A 19,787-nucleotide genomic window follows, 5' to 3' on the forward strand; every position below is an offset into this window, starting at 1 on the left:
ACAATCGCGATATTGGAAGTATGGTCGCTTTGGGGCAGGTCTTCCGTGAAACTTGAGTAACCCGCTCATTTGCAACGCTTTATGGAATCTAGATATGACGGTATGGCTGGTGGTGTCAATCCTTGCCCTGATTCTCAGTCCGCTTTCCTGGCTGCGTCTTTCACGCAAGCAGGGAGAACAGATGAGTCTGCGCCTGGAGGCTCGGCGCATGGGGCTGGCCATGCAGTTGGCGCCGCAGCAGTGGCCGCACTGGCTGGAAAAAGAGCCGCCTAGCCCGTGTCCTCAGTACCATCGGGCCCGCCGCAAAGGGCACGAAGATAGCTGGTGCTACTGGCAGGTCAGTCCCGGCGTATGGTGGAACCAGTGGCGTGAAGTGTGCGAGGAACCCCGCCTGAACGAGGTGTTCGCGCGTCTGCCTGGGACCGTCTACAAGGTCGAGGCTGACAAACGCATGATTGCGCTGTACTGGAGCGAGCGCGGTGATAAATCTGTGTTGCAGGATATTGCTCACGCCTTTGAAACCCTCGCTTGAACACGCGTTAACGACAAAGCGGCAACATGGCAACGCCCCAGGAGGGTAGGTGCCAGGTTGCCGCTTTGTCGTTTCTGCAGTGCAGAAAAGGCCAGGCAGGCCGGGAATTTCTTGGAGCCACTGGCAGTGTAGAGGGTTATTGAGAGAATGCCTGGATTTTTTTGTGGGATGTGCGCAGGGGCGCGGTAGGTGGCTGGCGATGATTATTCGGGGCCTGTTCGATCGCCCGCAGCCCGCGCGGCGCATCGCGAGCAAGGCTCGCTCCTACAGATCATCGATTTCCTACCCACAGGAATAACTAGCCCGAAACAGACGTGGGGGCGAGTCTTGCTCGCGATCTACGCTTCACCGAACATCTCAAGGCCAACACCTTCGCCCCCCCCCTGAATGGTCAATCGCTGACATGAATGATCAGCGATCACTGTCATCATGTATCGAACCCTGCCGTTGCAAAATGACTGGAAAGTCGCGTTTTCATGGTCTTCGCGAGCATTTGACAACGCCGATCTTTTCGGAGAATGTGTGCATACCCAAATCAAACGGGCGTATGAATTGAGCGTTTGTATGTCACAACGCTCACTCAGAACCCCGACTCGCGCGCTAACGGGTGTGCCTGGGGCAAGGGCAGCATGGCCAGCTCTGCCGCCAGCGTTCGGTGCGTACAGTTCAGCTTCCATATCGTGGAGATCAGTTGATGATTTACGAAGGTAAAGCCATCACGGTTAAGGCTCTTGAAAGCGGCATCGTCGAACTGAAGTTCGACCTCAAGGGTGAGTCCGTCAACAAGTTCAATCGCCTGACCCTGGACGAGCTGCGCCAGGCCGTCGACGCCATCAAGGCCGACGCCTCGGTGAAAGGCGTGATCGTCAGCAGTGGCAAGGACGTGTTCATCGTCGGCGCCGACATCACCGAATTCGTCGAGAACTTCAAGCTGCCCGAGGCCGAACTGGTTGCCGGCAACCTGGAAGCCAACCGCATCTTCAATGCCTTCGAAGACCTCGAAGTACCGACGGTCGCGGCCATCAACGGCATCGCCCTGGGTGGCGGCCTGGAAATGTGCCTGGCGGCCGATTACCGCATCATGTCCTCCAGCGCCAAGATCGGTCTGCCAGAGGTCAAGCTGGGTATCTATCCTGGCTTCGGTGGTACCGTGCGCCTGCCGCGCCTGATCGGCTCCGACAACGCCATCGAGTGGATTGCCTCGGGCAAGGAAAACCGTGCCGATGACGCGCTGAAAGTCGGTGCGGTCGATGCCGTGGTCGCCCCTGAACTGCTGCAGGCCGGGGCCCTGGACCTGATCAAGCGCGCCATCAGCGGCGAGCTGGACTACAAGGCCAAGCGCCAACCGAAGCTCGAGAAGCTCAAGCTCAATGCCATCGAGCAGATGATGGCCTTCGAAACCGCCAAAGGCTTCGTGGCCGGGCAGGCCGGCCCGAACTATCCGGCTCCGGTCGAAGCCATCAAGACCATCCAGAAAGCCGCCAACTTCGGCCGCGACAAAGCGCTGGAAGTCGAGGCCGCAGGTTTCGCCAAGCTGGCCCGTACCTCGGTCGCCGAAAGCCTGGTCGGCCTGTTCTTGAACGATCAGGAGCTCAAGCGCAAGGCCAAGGCCCATGATGAAATCGCCCACGACGTGAAGCAGGCTGCCGTGCTCGGCGCCGGCATCATGGGGGGTGGTATCGCTTATCAGTCGGCGGTCAAAGGTACCCCGATCCTGATGAAGGATATTCGCGAGGAAGCCATCCAGCTGGGCCTGAACGAGGCTTCCAAGCTGCTCGGCAAGCGTGTCGAGAAAGGCCGCCTGACCCCGGCGAAAATGGCGGAGGCGCTCAACGCCATTCGTCCGACGCTGTCCTACGGCGACTTCGCCAACGTCGACATCGTGGTCGAAGCCGTTGTCGAGAACCCGAAGGTCAAGCAGGCTGTATTGGCCGAAGTCGAAAGCCAGGTGAAGGAAGATGCGATCCTCGCCTCCAACACCTCGACCATCTCCATCAACTTGTTGGCCAAGGCCCTCAAGCGTCCAGAGAACTTCGTCGGCATGCACTTTTTCAACCCGGTGCACATGATGCCGCTGGTGGAAGTGATTCGTGGCGAGAAATCCAGCGATGTAGCGGTCGCTACCACCGTGGCGTACGCCAAGAAGATGGGCAAGAACCCGATCGTGGTCAACGACTGCCCGGGCTTCCTGGTCAACCGCGTGCTGTTCCCGTATTTCGGCGGCTTCGCCAAGCTGGTCAGCGCCGGTGTCGACTTCGTGCGCATCGACAAGGTCATGGAGAAGTTCGGCTGGCCCATGGGGCCGGCGTACCTGATGGACGTCGTCGGCATCGACACCGGCCACCACGGCCGTGACGTAATGGCCGAAGGCTTCCCGGACCGCATGAAAGATGACCGTCGCTCGGCCGTCGATGCGCTCTACGAGGCCAACCGTCTCGGCCAGAAGAACGGCAAGGGCTTCTATGCCTACGAAACCGACAAGCGCGGCAAACCGAAGAAAGTGGCCGACAGCAGCGTGCTCGACGTCCTCAAGCCGATCGTGTTCGAAGCGCGTGAAGTCAGCGACGAAGACATCATCAACTGGATGATGATCCCGCTGTGCCTCGAAACCGTGCGCTGCCTGGAAGATGGCATCGTCGAAACCGCCGCCGAAGCCGACATGGGCCTGGTCTATGGCATTGGCTTCCCTCCCTTCCGTGGTGGTGCGCTGCGTTACATCGATTCGATCGGGGTGGCCGAGTTCGTTGCCCTGGCTGACCAATATGCCGACCTCGGACCGCTGTACCACCCGACCGCGAAGCTGCGCGAGATGGCCAAGAATGGCCAGCGCTTCTTCAACTGAGCGGCCCCACAGCGCCTGAGAGCAAGAGTAGAGCGAGAGTATTGATATGAGCCTCAATCCAAGAGACGTGGTGATTGTCGACTTCGGTCGCACCCCGATGGGCCGCTCCAAGGGTGGCATGCACCGCAACACCCGTGCCGAAGACATGTCTGCGCACCTGATCAGCAAGCTGCTGGAGCGTAATGACAAGGTCGACCCGAAAGAAGTCGAGGACGTGATCTGGGGCTGCGTCAACCAGACCCTGGAGCAGGGCTGGAACATCGCCCGCATGGCGTCGCTGATGACCCAGATCCCGCACACTTCCGCAGCCCAGACCGTCAGCCGGCTGTGCGGTTCGTCGATGAGCGCACTGCACACCGCCGCCCAGGCGATCATGACCGGCAACGGTGACGTGTTCGTGGTCGGTGGCGTCGAGCACATGGGCCACGTCAGCATGATGCACGGCGTCGACCCGAACCCGCACATGTCGCTGTATGCCGCCAAGGCTTCAGGCATGATGGGCCTGACCGCTGAAATGCTCGGCAAGATGCACGGCATCAGCCGTGAGCAACAGGACCTGTTTGGCCTGCGCTCGCACCAGCTCGCCCACAAGGCGACGGTCGAGGGCAAGTTCAAGGATGAGATCATCCCGATGCAGGGCTATGACGAGAACGGCTTCCTGAAGGTCTTCGACTTCGACGAGACCATCCGCCCGGAAACCACCCTCGAAGGCCTGGCGTCGCTCAAGCCGGCGTTCAACCCCAAAGGGGGTACCGTCACCGCCGGTACGTCGTCGCAGATCACCGATGGTGCCTCGTGCATGATCGTCATGTCTGGCCAGCGTGCCATGGACCTGGGCATCCAGCCATTGGCGGTCATCCGCTCCATGGCGGTGGCCGGTGTCGACCCAGCGATCATGGGCTACGGTCCGGTGCCGTCGACCCAGAAAGCCCTCAAGCGTGCTGGCCTGACCATGGCCGACATCGACTTCATCGAGCTCAACGAAGCCTTCGCCGCACAGGCCCTGCCAGTGCTGAAAGATTTGAAAGTGCTCGACAAGATGGATGAGAAGGTTAACCTGCACGGCGGCGCCATCGCTTTGGGCCACCCGTTCGGTTGCTCTGGGGCGCGAATTTCCGGCACCCTGCTCAACGTCATGAAGCAGAATGGCGGTACCCTCGGTGTAGCCACCATGTGCGTCGGCCTGGGTCAAGGCATCACCACTGTCTTCGAGCGCGTCTGATCGCGTTGCAAGTCAGCAGCCGGGGCCCAGTGCCCCGGTTTTTGTTTTTTTACAGATTTTGTTTCAAGAGGGTGAGTGACATGCAGATACAACCAGGCGTGTATCGTCATTACAAAGGGCCTGAGTACCGTGTCTTCGCCGCTGCCCAGCACTCCGAGACCGAAGAATGGGTGGTGTTCTACCAGGCGCTGTACGGCGAATTCGGGCTGTGGGTACGGCCACTTTCGATGTTCCTCGAATCAGTCGAGGTTGACGGCGAGCAGGTGCCACGCTTTGCTTTGGTCAAGGCCGAAGAGGGGCTGTCCGGGCACTTGGCCGGGCCAGGCGAGTGATCGACCGCGCTTGACCTCACTCTTTTGCCACTATATATAGCGGTGCCGCGTCTGGCACCTGACGCGTTTTTAATCTTCAGATTCAGGAATACTCCGATCCATGGGCAAATCGCTGGTCATTGTGGAATCCCCGGCCAAGGCCAAGACCATCAACAAGTACCTGGGCAACCAGTACGTGGTGAAGTCGAGTATCGGCCATATCCGAGACCTCCCCACCAGCGGTTCGGCCAGCGCCAGCAAAGAGCCGGCCGCCAAGCGCGGCAAGACTGCGGGTGAGGCTCCGGCCCTGTCGCCCAAGGAAAAGGCGCGGCGCCAGCTGGTGGCACGCATGGGCGTCGACCCAGAACACGGCTGGAAGGCCAAGTACGAGATCCTGCCTGGCAAGGAGAAGGTGATCGACGAACTGCGCCGCCTGGCCAAGGATGCCGACACCATCTATCTCGCAACCGACTTGGATCGCGAAGGGGAGGCCATTGCCTGGCATCTGCGCGAAGCCATTGGTGGGGACGACAGCCGCTACAAGCGCGTGGTGTTCAACGAAATCACCAAGAAGGCCATCCAGGATGCCTTCTCCCAGCCGGGTGAACTCGACATCGACCGCGTCAATGCCCAGCAGGCGCGGCGCTTCCTCGACCGGGTGGTTGGCTACATGGTTTCGCCATTGCTGTGGGCCAAGATCGCCCGCGGCCTGTCCGCTGGACGGGTGCAGTCGGTGGCGGTGAAGCTGGTGGTCGAGCGCGAGCGCGAAATCCGGGCTTTCATCCCCGAGGAATACTGGGAAGTCCACGCTGACCTGGGCACCGCCAAGAACGCCAAGGTGCGCTTCGAAGTGGCTCGCGAGAACGGCGAAGCCTTCAAGCCGCTCAATGAAGCCCAGGCCATGGCCGCACTGGAGAAGCTCAAGGCTTCCAGCTACAGCGTGGTCAAGCGCGAAGACCGGCCGACCAGTAGCAAGCCGTCGGCACCGTTCATTACCTCCACCTTGCAGCAGGCTGCGAGCAATCGCCTGGGCTTCGGGGTGAAGAAGACCATGATGATGGCCCAGCGTCTGTACGAAGCGGGTTACATCACCTACATGCGTACCGACTCGACCAACCTGTCGGCCGACGCCCTGGACATGGCGCGCAGCTACATCGAGCGTGAGTTCGGCAAGCAGTACCTGCCGGAAGCTGCGCTGGTGTACGGCAGCAAGGAGGGCGCTCAGGAAGCGCACGAAGCGATTCGTCCTTCTGACGTCAATACCCATCCGACCAAGCTCAGCGGCATGGAACGCGATGCCGAGCGCTTGTACGAGCTGATCTGGCGTCAGTTCCTGGCCTGCCAGATGCCGCCGGCGCAATACCTGTCCACCAGCGTCACGGTCGCTGCTGGCGACTTCGAGCTGCGTGCCAAGGGCCGTATCCTGAAGTTCGACGGTTATACCCGTGTGCTGCCACAGCAGAGCAAGCCAGGCGAAGACGATGTGCTGCCGGAAATGGCCCAGGGTGAGGCGTTGAAGCTGATCCAACTCGACCCGAGCCAGCATTTCACCAAGCCACCGGCGCGCTTCACCGAGGCCAGCCTGGTCAAGGAAATGGAAAAACGTGGGATCGGTCGTCCGTCCACCTATGCGGCGATCATCTCCACCATCCAGGACCGTGGCTATGTGACCCTGCACAACCGCCGCTTCTATTCCGAGAAGATGGGTGACATCGTCACCGAACGCCTCTCCGAGAGTTTCTCCAATCTGATGGATTACGGCTTCACCGCCGACATGGAAGAGAACCTCGACGACGTGGCCCAGGGCGAGCGTGACTGGAAGAACGTGCTGGACGAGTTCTACGGCGACTTCAGCAAGAAACTGCTGACGGCCGAGTCGGCAGAGAACGGCATGCGTGCCAACCAGCCGACCATGACCAACATTCCGTGCAAGGAATGCGGGCGGCCGATGATGATCCGTACCGCTTCGACCGGCGTGTTCCTGGGTTGCTCGGGATACAGCCTGCCGCCCAAAGAGCGCTGCAAGGCCACCGTGAACCTGGTGCCGGGTGACGAGATTGCTGCAGACGACGAGGGCGAGTCGGAATCCCGCGTGCTGCGTGGCAAGCACCGTTGCCCGATCTGCGCGACGGCGATGGATGCCTACCTGCTGGACGAAAAGCACAAGCTGCATATCTGCGGTAACAACCCGGACTGTGCGGGCTACGAGATCGAGGAAGGCAACTACCGGATCAAGGGCTACGAAGGGCCGAGCCTGGAGTGCGACAAGTGCGGTAGCGAGATGCAGCTCAAGACAGGCCGTTTCGGCAAGTTCTTCGGTTGCACCAATCCTTCGTGCAAGAACACCCGCAAGCTGCTCAAGAGCGGCGAAGCGGCGCCACCGAAGATGGATAAGGTGGACATGCCGGAGCTCAAGTGCGAGAAGGTCGACGATACCTACGTGCTGCGCGACGGCGCTTCTGGGCTGTTCCTGGCCGCCAGCCAGTTCCCCAAGAACCGCGAAACCCGGGCCCCGCTGGTGATGGAGATCGTTCCACACAAGCACGAGATCGACCCTAAGTACCACTTCCTCTGCGATGCGCCGCAGAAGGACCCTGAAGGCCGTCCAGCGGTGATTCGCTACAGCCGCAAGACCAAGGAGCAATACGTGCAGTCCGAGGTCGATGGCAAGCCGACCGGCTGGAAGGCGTTTTACGACGGGAGTACCTGGAAAGTCGAAGACAAGCGCTGATTCCTCGGTGCTGTAATTGGGGCCGCTTTGCGGCCCTGATCATTTATGATGCAGTAATATGCCTTGCAGCCTATGGGAGGGCACTCGAAATGGCCCAGGAACTCTACACCCGCACCAACCAGAAACTGTTCTTCGCCGGCCTCGCCCTCGAATCGATGGCCAAGGCCGAACAGAGCCAGGCCATGAATGCCCAGGGCCTGGTCCAGGCTGAACGCGAGGCAGCGTTGTTTCACCTCAATGGCGCGCTGCTGGGACTGTGTCACGAGATCGGCGGCTTCTACCGGCTGCCGGTAGTGGCTTCGGTCGAGCAGGCGCTCGCCGACGATGCGCTGAACGACATCGCCATCCCTGAAGTGGCTGAAATGCTCGAACTGGTGCGCCAGCGGGAAACCTGGCTGGCGCAACTGGTCAGTGCTTATGCCGATTTGTTCCGACCGCCGGTCGCGAAGAAAACCCCTAAAACCGACGTCACCCAACCGCTGATCCAGGCTGTCAATCTCGACGAACCCGAGCAACCTGCGCTGTCGAGAGCAACCCTGGAAAGCTGGAGGAACAACCTTAAGGACTTGGTGAGACGGTTCCGTGACGCGTTGAGTGAGTGCTGATCACTGATTCGACTGGTACAATGCTGGCCTTTCGAGGAGAACAGCCCTATATGTCAACGTCCTTTCTAGAAATTGTCGAGTTGCCTGATGGCCGGATCGAACTGCGTCGTGCCGAGGACGAAGGCTCTCTGGTAACCCTGGATTTCTCGGAGGACGCCAAGGCGTTCTTGCAGGGGCAGCACGTCGAAGTCGCCAAGGCAATGCTGAGCGTCGGCGTGCAAATGGCAGGTCGCCTCATGGATGGCGAACTCGAACGCGACGAAGGACCGCGCGTACTGCACTAAACGAAGAGTGTGGTGTGAGGTAACAGGCAAAGCCTGAACATCAGCCGAGGCGGATGTTCAGGCTTTGTGCGTTTCCGGCGTTGGCTGCGCGCACCAGTTGCTGGCGTGCGCTGGCGTTGATGTTCCCTAGCCAGCTCACTACGGTATGGCTAAGGCCAAGGCGCAGGGCTTCACAGGCCAGTTGCAGCGGGCTCTGGTTGCCGCGAGGGTGCAGCAGCAGAATGCGTTCGCGGTTGAGGCCTGCATCCCGCAGCCAGGCTTGTGTCAGGTTAGAGGGTGGGGCGATCAGGGTCAGCCAGCGGGCGTCGTCTTCTTCGCTCAGTTCGCGTAGCACAGGCGCCAGCAGGTTTTGGCAGTGTCCAACTGCGCCGCGCAGTGACAGTTCGCTAAACAGCTCGGGTTGGCTGTGCTTGCGCGCCGGCTCTTGTGCCTTCAAGCCAGGCAATACCGGCTGGGCGAGGAAAGCCTCGAACAGCGGGAGCTGAACTTGCTGTGGTGCATGGATGGACTGCTGCATGACGCCTCCTGGATCAGCGGCGAATGACGCCGACACTCAAGCCCTCGATAACCAGTTCCTGTTCTTTCAGGTCGACTTCGATGGGGGCGAATTCGGGGTTCTCGGCAATAAGCCAGACTTTGCTGCCTTCACGCTTGAAGCGCTTGACCGTTACTTCGTCACCGATGCGGGCGACGACGATCTGGCCGTTTCGGGCTTCACGGCAGGTATGGACGGCGAGCAGGTCGCCATCGAAAATGCCGATGTCCTTCATGCTCATGCCATGTACGCGCAGCAGGTAGTCGGCGCGTGGATGGAAGAAGGCCGGGTTGATGTTGCAGGATTGCTCGATATGCTGCTCGGCGAGAATCGGTGCGCCGGCCGCGACCCGGCCAATGATTGGCAGGCCGTTTTCTTCTGCCTTGGCTTCGAACCCAGGGACACGAATGCCGCGGGAGGCCCCAGGGGTCATTTCGATCGCGCCTTTACGGGCGAGGGCCTTGAGGTGTTCCTCGGCGGCGTTGGGCGACTTGAAGCCCAGCTCTTGAGCGATCTCCGCGCGCGTCGGCGGGAAGCCGTTGTCTTCGAGGCAACGTTTGATGAAGGCCAGAATTTCGGCTTGGCGTGACGTCAGTTTCAACATGGCGAGCGCTCTGTCTTTTTATACAGTGACTGGGATTATATACAGTGGCTGGCCCACTGCAAGCGTTGTGCACGCGGAAAAGGCTGGCAATGTGCTGCATGAGGCGCTGGGCGTGGCGGGCAGCGTGGCCTGCAGCGTGTAGGGCGAAGCTGTGTTTTAATGGCGACCGCACGGTCAGCGAGCCTTGACATAAACAGGCCTGAAACGTATGTTTCAAACACCTGTTTGTCTGGCGGAGTAGTCATGGCCCAATCGGAAACCGTTGAACGCATTCTCGATGCTGCCGAGCAGCTGTTCGCAGAGAGGGGATTCGCCGAAACCTCGCTGCGGCTGATCACCAGCAAGGCTGGCGTCAACCTGGCCGCGGTCAACTACCACTTCGGTTCCAAGAAGGCCCTGATCCAGGCGGTGTTCTCGCGCTTCCTGGGCCCGTTCTGCGCCAGCCTCGAGCGCGAGCTGGAGCGTCGCCAGGCCCGGCCTGAACAGAAACCCTCGCTCGAAGAACTGCTGGAGATGCTGGTGGAGCAGGCGCTTGCCGTGCAGCCGCGCAGCAACAACGACCTCTCTATCTTCATGCGCCTGCTGGGCCTGGCCTTCAGCCAGAGCCAGGGGCACCTGCGCCGCTACCTCGAGGACATGTATGGCAAGGTGTTCCGCCGCTACATGCTGCTGGTCAACGAGGCTGCACCGCGCATCCCGCCGCTGGAGCTATTCTGGCGTGTGCATTTCATGCTCGGTGCCGCGGCCTTCAGCATGTCGGGTATCAAGGCACTGCGGGCCATTGCCGAAACCGATTTCGGCATCAATACCTCGATCGAACAAGTCATGCGCCTGATGGTGCCGTTCCTGGCGGCCGGCATGCGTGCCGACAGTGGCGTCACCGACGAGGCCATGGCCAGCGCTCAGCTGCGTCCACGCAGCAAGAACGCCACCGCCAAGGCCTGAACACTGGGCGGGGCAGGGCGCTTCGGCTAAGCTAGCGCCCATGCCTGACCTCGACTTTCTGCACATTTCCCTGACCGACCAGCGCCTCTACGGCTTCGTCCGTGGGCAATTGCGGGTTCGTCTCGATGTTTCCACGGCACGTAACGGCGCGGGTGAGCGCAATGGCTCCGGCTGTACGCCGCGTGGCCTGCATCAAGTGCGTGCGAAGATCGGTGCGGGTTTGCCGCTCAATGCGGTGTTGAGCGGGCGACGCTGGACCGGTGAGGTCTGGACGCCCGCGCTGCACGAGCAGTGTCCTGGGCGTGACTGGATCCTGACCCGCATCTTGTGGCTCAGTGGATGCGAGTCTGGCTTCAACCGCCGGGGCGGTGTCGACACGTTTCGTCGCTACATTTACCTGCACGGGACGCCGGACATCGAACCCTTGCGCGTACCGTTGTCACATGGCTGCATACGCCTGCGCAACACGGATTTGCTTGACCTGTTCGACCGAGTGCCGGCCCATTGCCCGGTGCGTATCGAAGAGGCTGCCTGCCCCCAGTGGGCTTCTCTCAGTCTTCAATGAAGGATTCCTTATGACCGTCAGCCTGCAAGGCTCTCTGATGGTGGATATTGCCGGTAAATGGCTGACCGCCGAGGACCGACATCTCCTGCGCCAGCCCGAAGTGGCTGGCTTGATCATCTTTGCGCGCAATGTCGAAAACCCCCGTCAGGTGCGTGAATTGTGTGCGTCGATCCGCGCCATTCGTCCCGACCTGATCCTGGCGGTCGATCAGGAGGGCGGTCGCGTTCAACGCCTGCGTCAGGGGTTCGTGCGCTTGCCGGCCATGCGTGCGATTGCCGATAACGCCAATGCCGAGTACCTGGCCGAACAGTGCGGGTGGCTGATGGCCACCGAGGTCCTGTCGGTTGGCCTGGACCTCAGTTTCGCGCCGGTGCTCGACCTGGATCACCAGCGCAGCGCAGTGGTCGGCAGCCGCGCCTTCGAAGGTGACCCGCAACGCGCCACGCAATTGGCTGGTGCCTTCATCCGTGGCATGAATGCCGCAGGCATGGCGGCCTGTGGCAAGCACTTCCCTGGGCACGGCTGGGCCGAGGCCGACTCCCATGTGGCTATCCCCACCGACGAGCGTAGCCTCGAGCAATTGCGCCAGGCTGACTTGCTGCCATTCACCCGCTTGGGCAGCCAGCTTGCCGCCGTGATGCCTGCCCATGTGATCTACCCGCAGGTGGATAACCAGCCGGCCGGCTTCTCGCGCCGCTGGTTGCAAGACATCCTGCGCGGCGAGCTGGGCTTCCAGGGTGTGATCTTCAGTGACGACCTGTCCATGGCCGGCGCGCATGTAGTCGGGGATGCCGCCAACCGCATCGAAGCGGCACTGAGCGCCGGTTGCGACATGGGTCTGGTGTGCAATGACCGCGCGTCGGCTGAACTGGCGTTGTGTGCGGCGCAGCGGCTCAAGGTGAAGCCATCGCCACGGATCGCGCGGATGCGTGGGCAGGGCTTTGCCCGGACCGATTACCGCCAGCAGCCCCGTTGGCTGGAGGCACTCGGCGCACTGAAAGAGGCGCAGCTGGTCGACTGAGGCGTCGCTTGCGACATCCCACGGTTTGCGCTATCGCTGTGGGAGCGGCCTCGTGTCGCGAAGGGGCTGCGTAGCGGCCCCAGAAGCTTAGCGCCCGCGTTTGCCTGGCAACGGTGCGAACAGCGCCTCGATCTCGTCATCCCCCAGGCGCCACTGCCCGGCCTGGCCGCCGTCGAGCAAGCCGGACGCAAGCGCCGCCTTCTCCTGCTGCAGTTGCTGGATCTTCTCTTCCACGGTACCCCGGGTGATCAGCTTGAATACGAACACCGGTTTGTCCTGGCCAATGCGGTAGGCGCGGTCGGTGGCCTGGTTCTCGCTGGCGGGGTTCCACCAAGGGTCATAGTGAATCACCGTGTCTGCGGCAGTTAGGTTAAGCCCTGTACCGCCGGCCTTCAGGCTGATCAGGAATACGTCGCTGTCACCGTCCTGGAACTGCTTGACCGGAGCGCGGCGATCTCGGGTGTCGCCGGTCAGCAGGCTGTAGCGGATATCGCGTTTCGCAAGCTCCTGCTCGATCAGCGCCAGCATCGAGGTGAACTGCGAGAACAGCAGCACACGACGGCCTTCGCTCAGCAGTTCTTCGAGCATTTCCATCAAGGCGCCGAGTTTGCCTTTGTCGGCCTGGTTGGCCTTGGCCTCCACACCTTTGACCAGGCGCAAGTCACAGCACACCTGGCGCAGCTTGAGCAAGGCATCGAGGATCACGATCTGGCTGCGCGCCGCGCCGCTGCGGGCGATTTCCTCGCGGACCTTCCTGTCCATCGCCACCCGCACGGCTTCATAGGTGTCGCGCTGGGCGTCGCTGAGCTCGACCCAGTGGACCATCTCGGTCTTGGCGGGCAGCTCGGTGGCTACCTGCTCCTTGGTCCGGCGCAGCAGGAACGGGCGAACACGATTGGCCAGGTGGGTCATGCGCTCGCTGTCGCCCTGACGCTCGATCGGGGTGCGGTAGTCCTGGTTGAAACGCTTGAGGTCGCCCAGCCAGCCGGGCATCAAGAAGTGGAATAGCGACCATAGCTCGCCCAGGTTGTTTTCCATGGGCGTACCGGTCAGGCACAGGCGCTGGCTGGCTTGCAGCTCGCACACCGACTGGGCGGCCTTGCTGGTGCTGCTCTTGATGTTCTGTGCTTCGTCGAGCACCAGGACCGCCCAAGGTTGCCCGCGCAGGTGTTCCAGGTCGCGCGGCACCAGGGCGTAAGTGGTCAATACCAAGTCGTATTCATGCAGAGAGGCGAAGTGCTTGCTGCGTCCGGGGCCGTGAAGGGCCAGTACCCGCAGGCTGGGGGCGAAGCGCTGGGCCTCGTCGAGCCAGTTGGGCACCAGGCTGGTCGGCATCACCGCCAGGGCGGGGGAGGTCAGGCGCCCGGACTGTTTTTCCAGCAGCAGGTGGGCCAGGGTCTGTAGCGTCTTGCCCAGGCCCATGTCGTCACCCAGGATCCCGCCGGTACCCATCTCGCGCAGGGCCTGCATCCAGTTCAGGCCCTGCTGCTGATAAGGACGCAAGGTGGCGTTGAGCTCGCGGGGCGGCGCGACTTGCAGGTCACGGGCATCGCGCAGGCGCCGGCCCAGGTCACGTACGTGTTTGCCGCCTTCCCAGTGCAGTGGCAGATCGGCGATGTCGTTCAGGCGTGCAGCGTCGGCGCGGTCCAGGCGCAGTGCCGGGCCGGCGGTGTCCTCGTGCAGGTACAGCTCACCCAAGGTGCCCATCACGGCCTTGATCCTGCCGTAGGGCAGGGCGACGCGCAGCGCCGGGCTGTCCAGCCGCCCTCGGTTGAGGTCGATCAGCAGGTGCTCGTCGTCGCTGCGGCGGGCCAGTTCGGCTGGGCGCAGCAGCTCAGGATTGCTGCGCAGCAGTTGCAGCACGATCGGCAACAGGCTGTGGCGCTGACCATCGACCACGATCCCCAGCTCCAGGTCGAACCACTCATGGCCTGGGGCTTCGTCGATGGTGGCGTACCAGTCGTCCACCTCGTGCAGGCTGAAGGCGAAATCGCGGTGGATGTCGATTTCCCAGCCCGCCTCGCGAAGGCGCGGCAGGCCATCGCGGGCAAAGCGCAGCCAAGCTTCGTCGTCCGGCAATTGCAGCATCTCGCCGGCACTGTCGGGCAGGGCTTTGCTCTGCCGGGTGGCGGCCTTGAAACCGAGGTCCCGCACGGTCTTGCGCAGGGCTTGCTCAGCCTGGGGCTGGCGGCGGATGCGTTGGCTGGTGGCGTCCACCAGGCGAGTCAGAGGCTTTTCGTCGCTGCCGCTGGCGCGCAGGCCGTCATAGTCGAACGACAGGGCTGCGCGGTGTTGCATCTGGCGCTGCATGCGACCGGTCTTGGGCATGTAGGCGCTGAATTCGAGGCTGCCGAGGGTCAGTCGACCGCGTGGTGAAATATCTTCGATCTGTTCGCTGCTGACAGCGGTGGGTGTTGGAACCTGGCGGTTCAGGGCATTCAGGCGATGGCTCAAGGGCACGACGAGGTGTTCGGGGACCGTGGGTGCACGGGCGAGCTGGCTGGCAATGAAGGGGTCAAGGTCGTGGTCGAGTATGCCGCAGCGGTGCGACTGCCGGTCCACGTAATACAGTGGCTCGATCGGAATTGCCTGAAGTTGCAGGTGCTCATCGTGGTACCAGGCGCCCCGGTAACTGCCGTTTTCCAGCCTTACCCAACGAAATTCAGCGTGCAGCTTCGGGCCGCCAAGCAGTGGCGATGGGTCCTGCTCGTAAAGTAGGCGCCCAGTCGCCAGGGCGTAGCCGAACAGCTCTGCGCCCTGCTTGCCTTCCAGCTCGACCACCGGCGTCACGGACTGCGTGCGTGCATCGATCAGGCGCAACAAGCGGCCGTCGTCCTCGGTCACGTAGCGGGGGGTATAGTAGATCAGTTCAGGCAGCGACGTGATTCGGGCCAGCTTGAGCGTGTCGTCTGCCTGGCGGGTGCCTTTGAGCACTTCCATTCGGCATTGTTCGCGGTCTTTGTAGACCCGGTAATAGATGGCCGGCCCCTTGCGCGCCGGTGCAGGAGCACTCACCGGTTTGGCGGGGGTCTCCAGTGCCTGCACCCACTGGTTGAGATCAGGGGGCAGCGAGAGTGCGGCTTGTTCGCGGGTCATGGAGGGGGCGAGACCGCTGGCGCCGTCCTGTACGAGCAGCAAGGCGGCGACGCAGTGCTTGCAGTTCAGGCGCACCGGGCAACTGCAACTGCCGAGAATGCGCAGCTCTCCGGCATGCGCGAACAGCTTGATTATCTGGGTGTACGTTTGCCCTGACGAGCCTTTGCAGGTCGACTCGATGGACGTGGCATCCTGCGACAGAATGCGGGTTCGCTCCTGCGCGGCATATGCGCGACCGCGGCTCAGCGCGCCGGGATCGAAGTGATCGACCCAGTGCGGATAGGCCCTGAGCAATTCTTCTGCGTCACCCGCGTTCACATCACTGCTCCATCATCTCCGGGTCCATGACCGGCATCTTCGGTGTGCCCGGAGGCGTGACCTTCAGCAGCACTGCCAGGTGGCCGCCATCGAGGAAGGTCAGTTGGCCGCCTTTCACATTGCTGTTGCTCTGCTTGAATTGTTCGCTCTGCAGCACGTTGCCGTTGCCATCGAGCTGGTTGACCCAGAAGTTGGCCTCGACAGTGATGAAGCGGCCTTCGGTGATGCTCAGGTTGCCTTCGATGGGGAAGTGGCCGAACTGCTCTTTGCCCGTGCCCAGCGCGATACGGCTGGGCTCGCTGCCCACCTGCTGTTGCCACGCCTTGTGCAACAGCACGGTGTAGTTCGGGGTGGCTTCGAGCCGGGTCACCTCATCGTCCAGGGCGACCCGACGCTCGTCGTCCTTTTCCAGGCGCGGGGCGCCAGCGCTCCAGTCTTCCGGGGCGAACGGGCTGGTGAAGGCGGGCACGTTGTTCTGCCGCACCAGAATCATTTCCACCTGATACAGGCCTTCGGCGAAGGCGGCCGGCGCGAACAGCGTCAGCAGCAAGGTCAGGCAACGGATGGCACGCATGGATATTCCTTAAGCAGGCTGTGGTGTCAGGCGCTCGAACAGCGCCTCCAGGGTGTTGAAGCGTTCGTCGGGGCGTTCCATCGGAACCAGGAAGCGGAACTGGGTCGCGCCTTCGAACTTATAGCGTTTGGGCTGGCCTTGAATCAGCTTGATCAGGGTCAGTGGGTCGACAGGGGTCTCGGCCTCGAACTCGAGTTTGCCGCCGTTGGGGCCGGCATCGACTTTCTTGATGCCCAGCTTCTCGGCATGCAGCTTGAGCTGAGTCAGGCGCATGAGATTTTTGGTCGGCTCCGGCAGCAGGCCGAAGCGGTCGATCATTTCCACTTGCAGGTCCTTCAGACCCTCCTCGTCAGCGGCCGAAGCGATGCGCTTGTAGAGGATCAGGCGGGCATGTACGTCGGGCAGGTAGTCTTCGGGTATCAACGCCGGCAGGCGCAGGTTGATCTCCGGACCACCGCCCAATGGCTGCTCCAGGTTCGGTTGGGTGCCCTTGCGAATGGCCTTGACCGCCCGTTCGAGCATTTCCATGTACAGGGTGAAGCCGACTGCCTGGATCTGACCGCTCTGACCTTCGCCCAGCAGTTCGCCGGCACCGCGAATCTCCAGGTCGTTGGTGGCCAGCACGAAGCCGGCGCCCAGGTCCTGGGTATTGGCAATGGCTTCCAGGCGCTTCTCGGCATCGGCGCTGATCTGCTGGCGTGGTGGCGTCAGCAGGTAGGCATAGGCTTGGTGGTGACTACGACCAACCCGGCCGCGCAACTGATGCAACTGGGCCAGGCCGAACTTGTCGGCGCGTTCGATGACGATGGTGTTGGCGCTGGGCACGTCGATGCCGGTCTCGATGATGGTCGAGGCGATCAGCACGTTGAAGCGCTTGTGGTAGAAGTCGCTCATCACCTGTTCGAGTTCGCGTTCGCGCATTTGCCCGTGGCCGATGCCGATCCGTGCCTCGGGCACCAGTTCGGCCAGGTCGGCGGCGCATTTCTCGATGGTTTTCACATCGTTGTGCAGGTAGTAGACCTGGCCGCCGCGCAGCAGCTCGCGCAGCAGTGCCTCCTTCACCGTGCTCTTGTTCTGCTCCATGACGAAGGTGCGCACCGACAACCGGCGGGCCGGCGGGGTGGCGATGATCGACAGGTCGCGCATGCCGGACACCGCCATGTTCAACGTGCGCGGAATTGGCGTGGCGGTCAGGGTGAGAATGTCCACCTCGCTACGCAGGGCCTTGAGCTGTTCTTTCTGGCGAACGCCGAAACGGTGTTCTTCATCGATGATGGCCAGGCCTAGGTCCTTGAAGCGCACATCGTCCTGGAGCAGTTTGTGCGTGCCGATCAGGATGTCGATCTTGCCTTCGGCCAGATCAGCCGCCGCTGCCGCCACTTCCTTGGCCGACTTGAAGCGGCTCATGACCTCCACGGTTACCGGCCAGTCGGCGAAGCGGTCGCGGAAGCTGTTGTAGTGCTGCTGGGCGAGCAGGGTAGTGGGCACCAACACTGCCACCTGGCGACCACTGTGCACCGCGATGAAGGCTGCGCGCATGGCCACTTCGGTCTTGCCGAAGCCGACGTCGCCGCACACCAGGCGATCCATGGGCTTGGCGGCCAGCATGTCGGCGCGTACGGCTTCGATGGCGGCTTGCTGGTCGGGGGTTTCCTCGAACGGGAAGCCGGCGCTGAAGGTGGCGTAGTCGGCGGCCGGGTCGGCGAACGCATAGCCTTTGCGCGCGGCGCGGCGGGCATAGATGTCGAGCAGTTCGGCCGCCACGTCGCGCACCTGTTCGGCGGCTTTGCGCTTGGCTTTCTGCCAGGCTTCGGAGCCGAGTCGGTGCAACGGTGCCAGGGCATCATCGCTGCCGGTGTAACGGGCGATCAGGTGCAGGTTGGCCACCGGCACATAGAGCTTGGCGCCCTCGGCGTATTCCAGGGTCAGGAATTCGGCGGCCTGGCCGTCGATTTCCAGGGTTGCCAGGCCCAGGTAGCGACCCACGCCGTGGTCGATATGCACCACTGGCGCACCTTCGCGCAGCTCGGTGAGGTTCTTGATGACTGCATCGTTGGCCGCCTCGCCGCGTTTCTCGCGACGCCGGCGCTGCATGACGCGCTGGCCGAACAGCGGGCTCTCGGCAATCAGCGCCACGGCAGGGTCGTCCAGCAGCAGGCCGTCATCGAGCGGGGCGATGGTGATCGCCAGGCGCTCGCTGCCGGTGATGAATTCGGCCCAGCTTTCGACCGTCTCCGGGCGCAGCTTCAGGCGCTCAAGCAGTTCCAGCAGGACTTCACGGCGGCCTGCCGATTCAGCGGTGAACAGGACCCGGCCAGGGAACTGGTCCAGGAAGTTGGCCAGTTCGGCCAGCGGTTGGTTGGCCTTGGCTTCGATGGCCAGGTTGGGCAAGGCGCGGGCGGGGAAACGCTCACGGCCGGCGCCTGGTTCTACATCGTCGGTACTTGCCACGACGCGCGGCCACTGCTTGAGGCGGGCGAAGCAGTCCTCGACCGGCAGGAACAGTTCGGCTGGCGGCAGCAGCGGGCGGGTCAGGTCGCCACGGCGTTCTTCATAACGGCCGCGGACATCGTTCCAGAAGTGTTCGGCGGCCTGCTCGACACCCGGCAGCGAGAACACTTGAGTGTCGTCCGGCAGGTAGTCGAAAAGGGTGGAGGTTTCTTCGAAGAACAGCGGCAGGTAATACTCGATACCCGCGGGGATGATGCCGCTGGTGAGGTCCTGGAAGATCGCGCTGCGGCGAAAATCGACGTCGAAACGCTCGCGGAAGCGGGCCTTGAAACGGGTCACTTCGTCCTTTTGCATCGGGAACTCGCGGGCCGGCAGCAGGCGAATCGAGTCCACCTTGTCGATCGAGCGCTGGGTTTCCGGGTCGAAGGTGCGCAGGGTTTCGATTTCATCGTCGAACAGGTCGATGCGATAGGGCAGTTTGCTGCCCATCGGGAACAGGTCGATCAAGGCACCCCGCACGGCGAACTCGCCGTGCTCGTAGACGGTGTCGACGCAGCGGTAGCCGGTGGCTTCCAGGCGCGTGCGCATCTGCTCGACATCCACTTTCTGGCCGATGTCCAGCACCAGGCTGCTGCCCAGCAGGAAGCGGGTCGGCGCCAGGCGGTGCAGGGCCGTGGTGATCGGCACCACGAGAATGCCGTGGTCCAGTTCAGGCAACTGGTAGAGGCTGGCGATACGCTGGGAAATGATGTCCTGGTGCGGCGAGAACAGGTCGTACGGCAGGGTTTCCCAGTCAGGGAAAGGCAGCACTGGCAAGTCCGGCGCGAAGAAACGCAGCTCTTGCTCCAGACGGTCGGCGGCCTGGCTGTCGGCCGTCAGCAAAAGGGTGAAGCGACCAGCGTTGCTGGCGGCTTCGGCAATGGCAAGGCTGAGGGCGGCACCGGGCAAGTTGCCCCAGGTTTGTTTGCCGGCCGTGGCCGACATTTGCGGTAGGCGCAGAACTGACACGGGAGATTGCACTCCAAGCGTTGCGGCAAAGAGATCAATTGTACCGGTGCCGGTGCGTGCTGTCAGGCTCGAAAGGCCATGAACACTCGCTCTGGCGTCGGCGACAGGCGCTCATTGCCCGATACGCGTTGGGGCGTCATAAT

General features: G+C 62.3%; 15 protein-coding genes. 10 read left to right on the plus strand and 5 right to left on the minus strand.

Annotated features, from left to right (window positions below; all coding sequences use genetic code 11):
• Positions 1 to 94: 94 nt before the first annotated feature.
• The 7 genes from P3R38_RS07930 to P3R38_RS07960 all read left to right on the plus strand — a co-directional run bounded on the left by P3R38_RS07930 (position 95) and on the right by P3R38_RS07960 (position 8,527).
• Positions 95 to 532: a hypothetical protein gene (locus tag P3R38_RS07930; RefSeq protein ID WP_023379571.1), complete on the plus strand. Its 438-nt coding sequence runs from the start codon at positions 95 to 97 to the stop codon at positions 530 to 532.
• A gap of 694 nt (positions 533 to 1,226) precedes the next feature.
• Positions 1,227 to 3,374 carry a fatty acid oxidation complex subunit alpha FadB gene (gene fadB, locus P3R38_RS07935; protein ID WP_023379572.1) on the plus strand — a complete coding sequence of 716 codons (2,148 nt, stop codon included), beginning with the start codon at positions 1,227 to 1,229 and terminating at the stop codon, positions 3,372 to 3,374.
• Between the two features lie 46 nt (positions 3,375 to 3,420).
• Positions 3,421 to 4,596: an acetyl-CoA C-acyltransferase FadA gene (fadA, locus tag P3R38_RS07940; RefSeq protein ID WP_023379573.1), complete on the plus strand. Its 1,176-nt coding sequence runs from the start codon at positions 3,421 to 3,423 to the stop codon at positions 4,594 to 4,596.
• An 80-nt stretch (positions 4,597 to 4,676) separates the two neighbouring features.
• Positions 4,677 to 4,928, plus strand: coding sequence for a DUF1653 domain-containing protein (locus tag P3R38_RS07945; RefSeq protein WP_023379574.1), 252 nt, complete (start codon positions 4,677 to 4,679; stop codon positions 4,926 to 4,928).
• A 100-nt stretch (positions 4,929 to 5,028) separates the two neighbouring features.
• The gene (gene topA, locus P3R38_RS07950; protein ID WP_027906767.1) at positions 5,029 to 7,638 is read left to right on the plus strand and encodes a type I DNA topoisomerase; all 2,610 of its coding nucleotides are present in this window, start codon (positions 5,029 to 5,031) and stop codon (positions 7,636 to 7,638) included.
• An 89-nt stretch (positions 7,639 to 7,727) separates the two neighbouring features.
• Positions 7,728 to 8,243: a DUF6586 family protein gene (locus tag P3R38_RS07955; RefSeq protein ID WP_023379576.1), complete on the plus strand. Its 516-nt coding sequence runs from the start codon at positions 7,728 to 7,730 to the stop codon at positions 8,241 to 8,243.
• Between the two features lie 50 nt (positions 8,244 to 8,293).
• Positions 8,294 to 8,527: a hypothetical protein gene (locus P3R38_RS07960; RefSeq protein ID WP_004376430.1), complete on the plus strand. Its 234-nt coding sequence runs from the start codon at positions 8,294 to 8,296 to the stop codon at positions 8,525 to 8,527.
• Positions 8,528 to 8,567: 40 nt separating this feature from the next.
• On the opposite strand, the gene sulA is transcribed toward P3R38_RS07960, so the two are convergent.
• Both sulA and lexA read right to left on the minus strand, forming a co-directional pair.
• Positions 8,568 to 9,044 (minus strand): SOS-induced cell division inhibitor SulA, encoded by a 477-nt coding sequence (gene sulA / locus P3R38_RS07965; RefSeq protein WP_023379577.1) that lies wholly within the window; start codon positions 9,042 to 9,044, stop codon positions 8,568 to 8,570.
• A 13-nt stretch (positions 9,045 to 9,057) separates the two neighbouring features.
• On the minus strand, positions 9,058 to 9,666 hold the full coding sequence (lexA, locus tag P3R38_RS07970) for a transcriptional repressor LexA (protein WP_023379578.1): 609 nt from the start codon (positions 9,664 to 9,666) through the stop codon (positions 9,058 to 9,060).
• Positions 9,667 to 9,909: 243 nt separating this feature from the next.
• On the opposite strand from lexA, the gene P3R38_RS07975 reads away from it, so the two are divergent.
• From P3R38_RS07975 to nagZ, 3 genes are read left to right on the plus strand one after another with little or no spacing between them, the layout of a single operon-like run.
• Positions 9,910 to 10,611 (plus strand): TetR/AcrR family transcriptional regulator, encoded by a 702-nt coding sequence (locus tag P3R38_RS07975; RefSeq protein WP_023379579.1) that lies wholly within the window; start codon positions 9,910 to 9,912, stop codon positions 10,609 to 10,611.
• Between the two features lie 40 nt (positions 10,612 to 10,651).
• Positions 10,652 to 11,176: a L,D-transpeptidase gene (locus P3R38_RS07980; protein WP_027906768.1), complete on the plus strand. Its 525-nt coding sequence runs from the start codon at positions 10,652 to 10,654 to the stop codon at positions 11,174 to 11,176.
• Positions 11,177 to 11,198: 22 nt separating this feature from the next.
• Positions 11,199 to 12,197, plus strand: a complete 999-nt coding sequence (nagZ, locus tag P3R38_RS07985) for a beta-N-acetylhexosaminidase (RefSeq protein WP_177325262.1) — start codon at positions 11,199 to 11,201, stop codon at positions 12,195 to 12,197.
• An 87-nt stretch (positions 12,198 to 12,284) separates the two neighbouring features.
• On the opposite strand, the gene P3R38_RS07990 is transcribed toward nagZ, so the two are convergent.
• The 3 genes from P3R38_RS07990 to mfd are packed head-to-tail and all read right to left on the minus strand — an operon-like array spanning position 12,285 to position 19,644.
• On the minus strand, positions 12,285 to 15,611 hold the full coding sequence (locus P3R38_RS07990) for a DEAD/DEAH box helicase (RefSeq protein WP_277686977.1): 3,327 nt from the start codon (positions 15,609 to 15,611) through the stop codon (positions 12,285 to 12,287).
• A gap of 1 nt (position 15,612) precedes the next feature.
• Complete coding sequence (locus P3R38_RS07995; protein WP_023379583.1) at positions 15,613 to 16,185, minus strand: peptidoglycan binding protein CsiV; 573 nt, start codon at positions 16,183 to 16,185, stop codon at positions 15,613 to 15,615.
• Positions 16,186 to 16,194: 9 nt separating this feature from the next.
• Positions 16,195 to 19,644: a transcription-repair coupling factor gene (gene mfd / locus P3R38_RS08000; RefSeq protein WP_104881991.1), complete on the minus strand. Its 3,450-nt coding sequence runs from the start codon at positions 19,642 to 19,644 to the stop codon at positions 16,195 to 16,197.
• Positions 19,645 to 19,787 lie beyond the last annotated feature (143 nt).

This window comes from Pseudomonas sp. NyZ480, from assembly GCF_029537255.1.
Classification (GTDB): domain Bacteria; phylum Pseudomonadota; class Gammaproteobacteria; order Pseudomonadales; family Pseudomonadaceae; genus Aquipseudomonas; species Aquipseudomonas taiwanensis.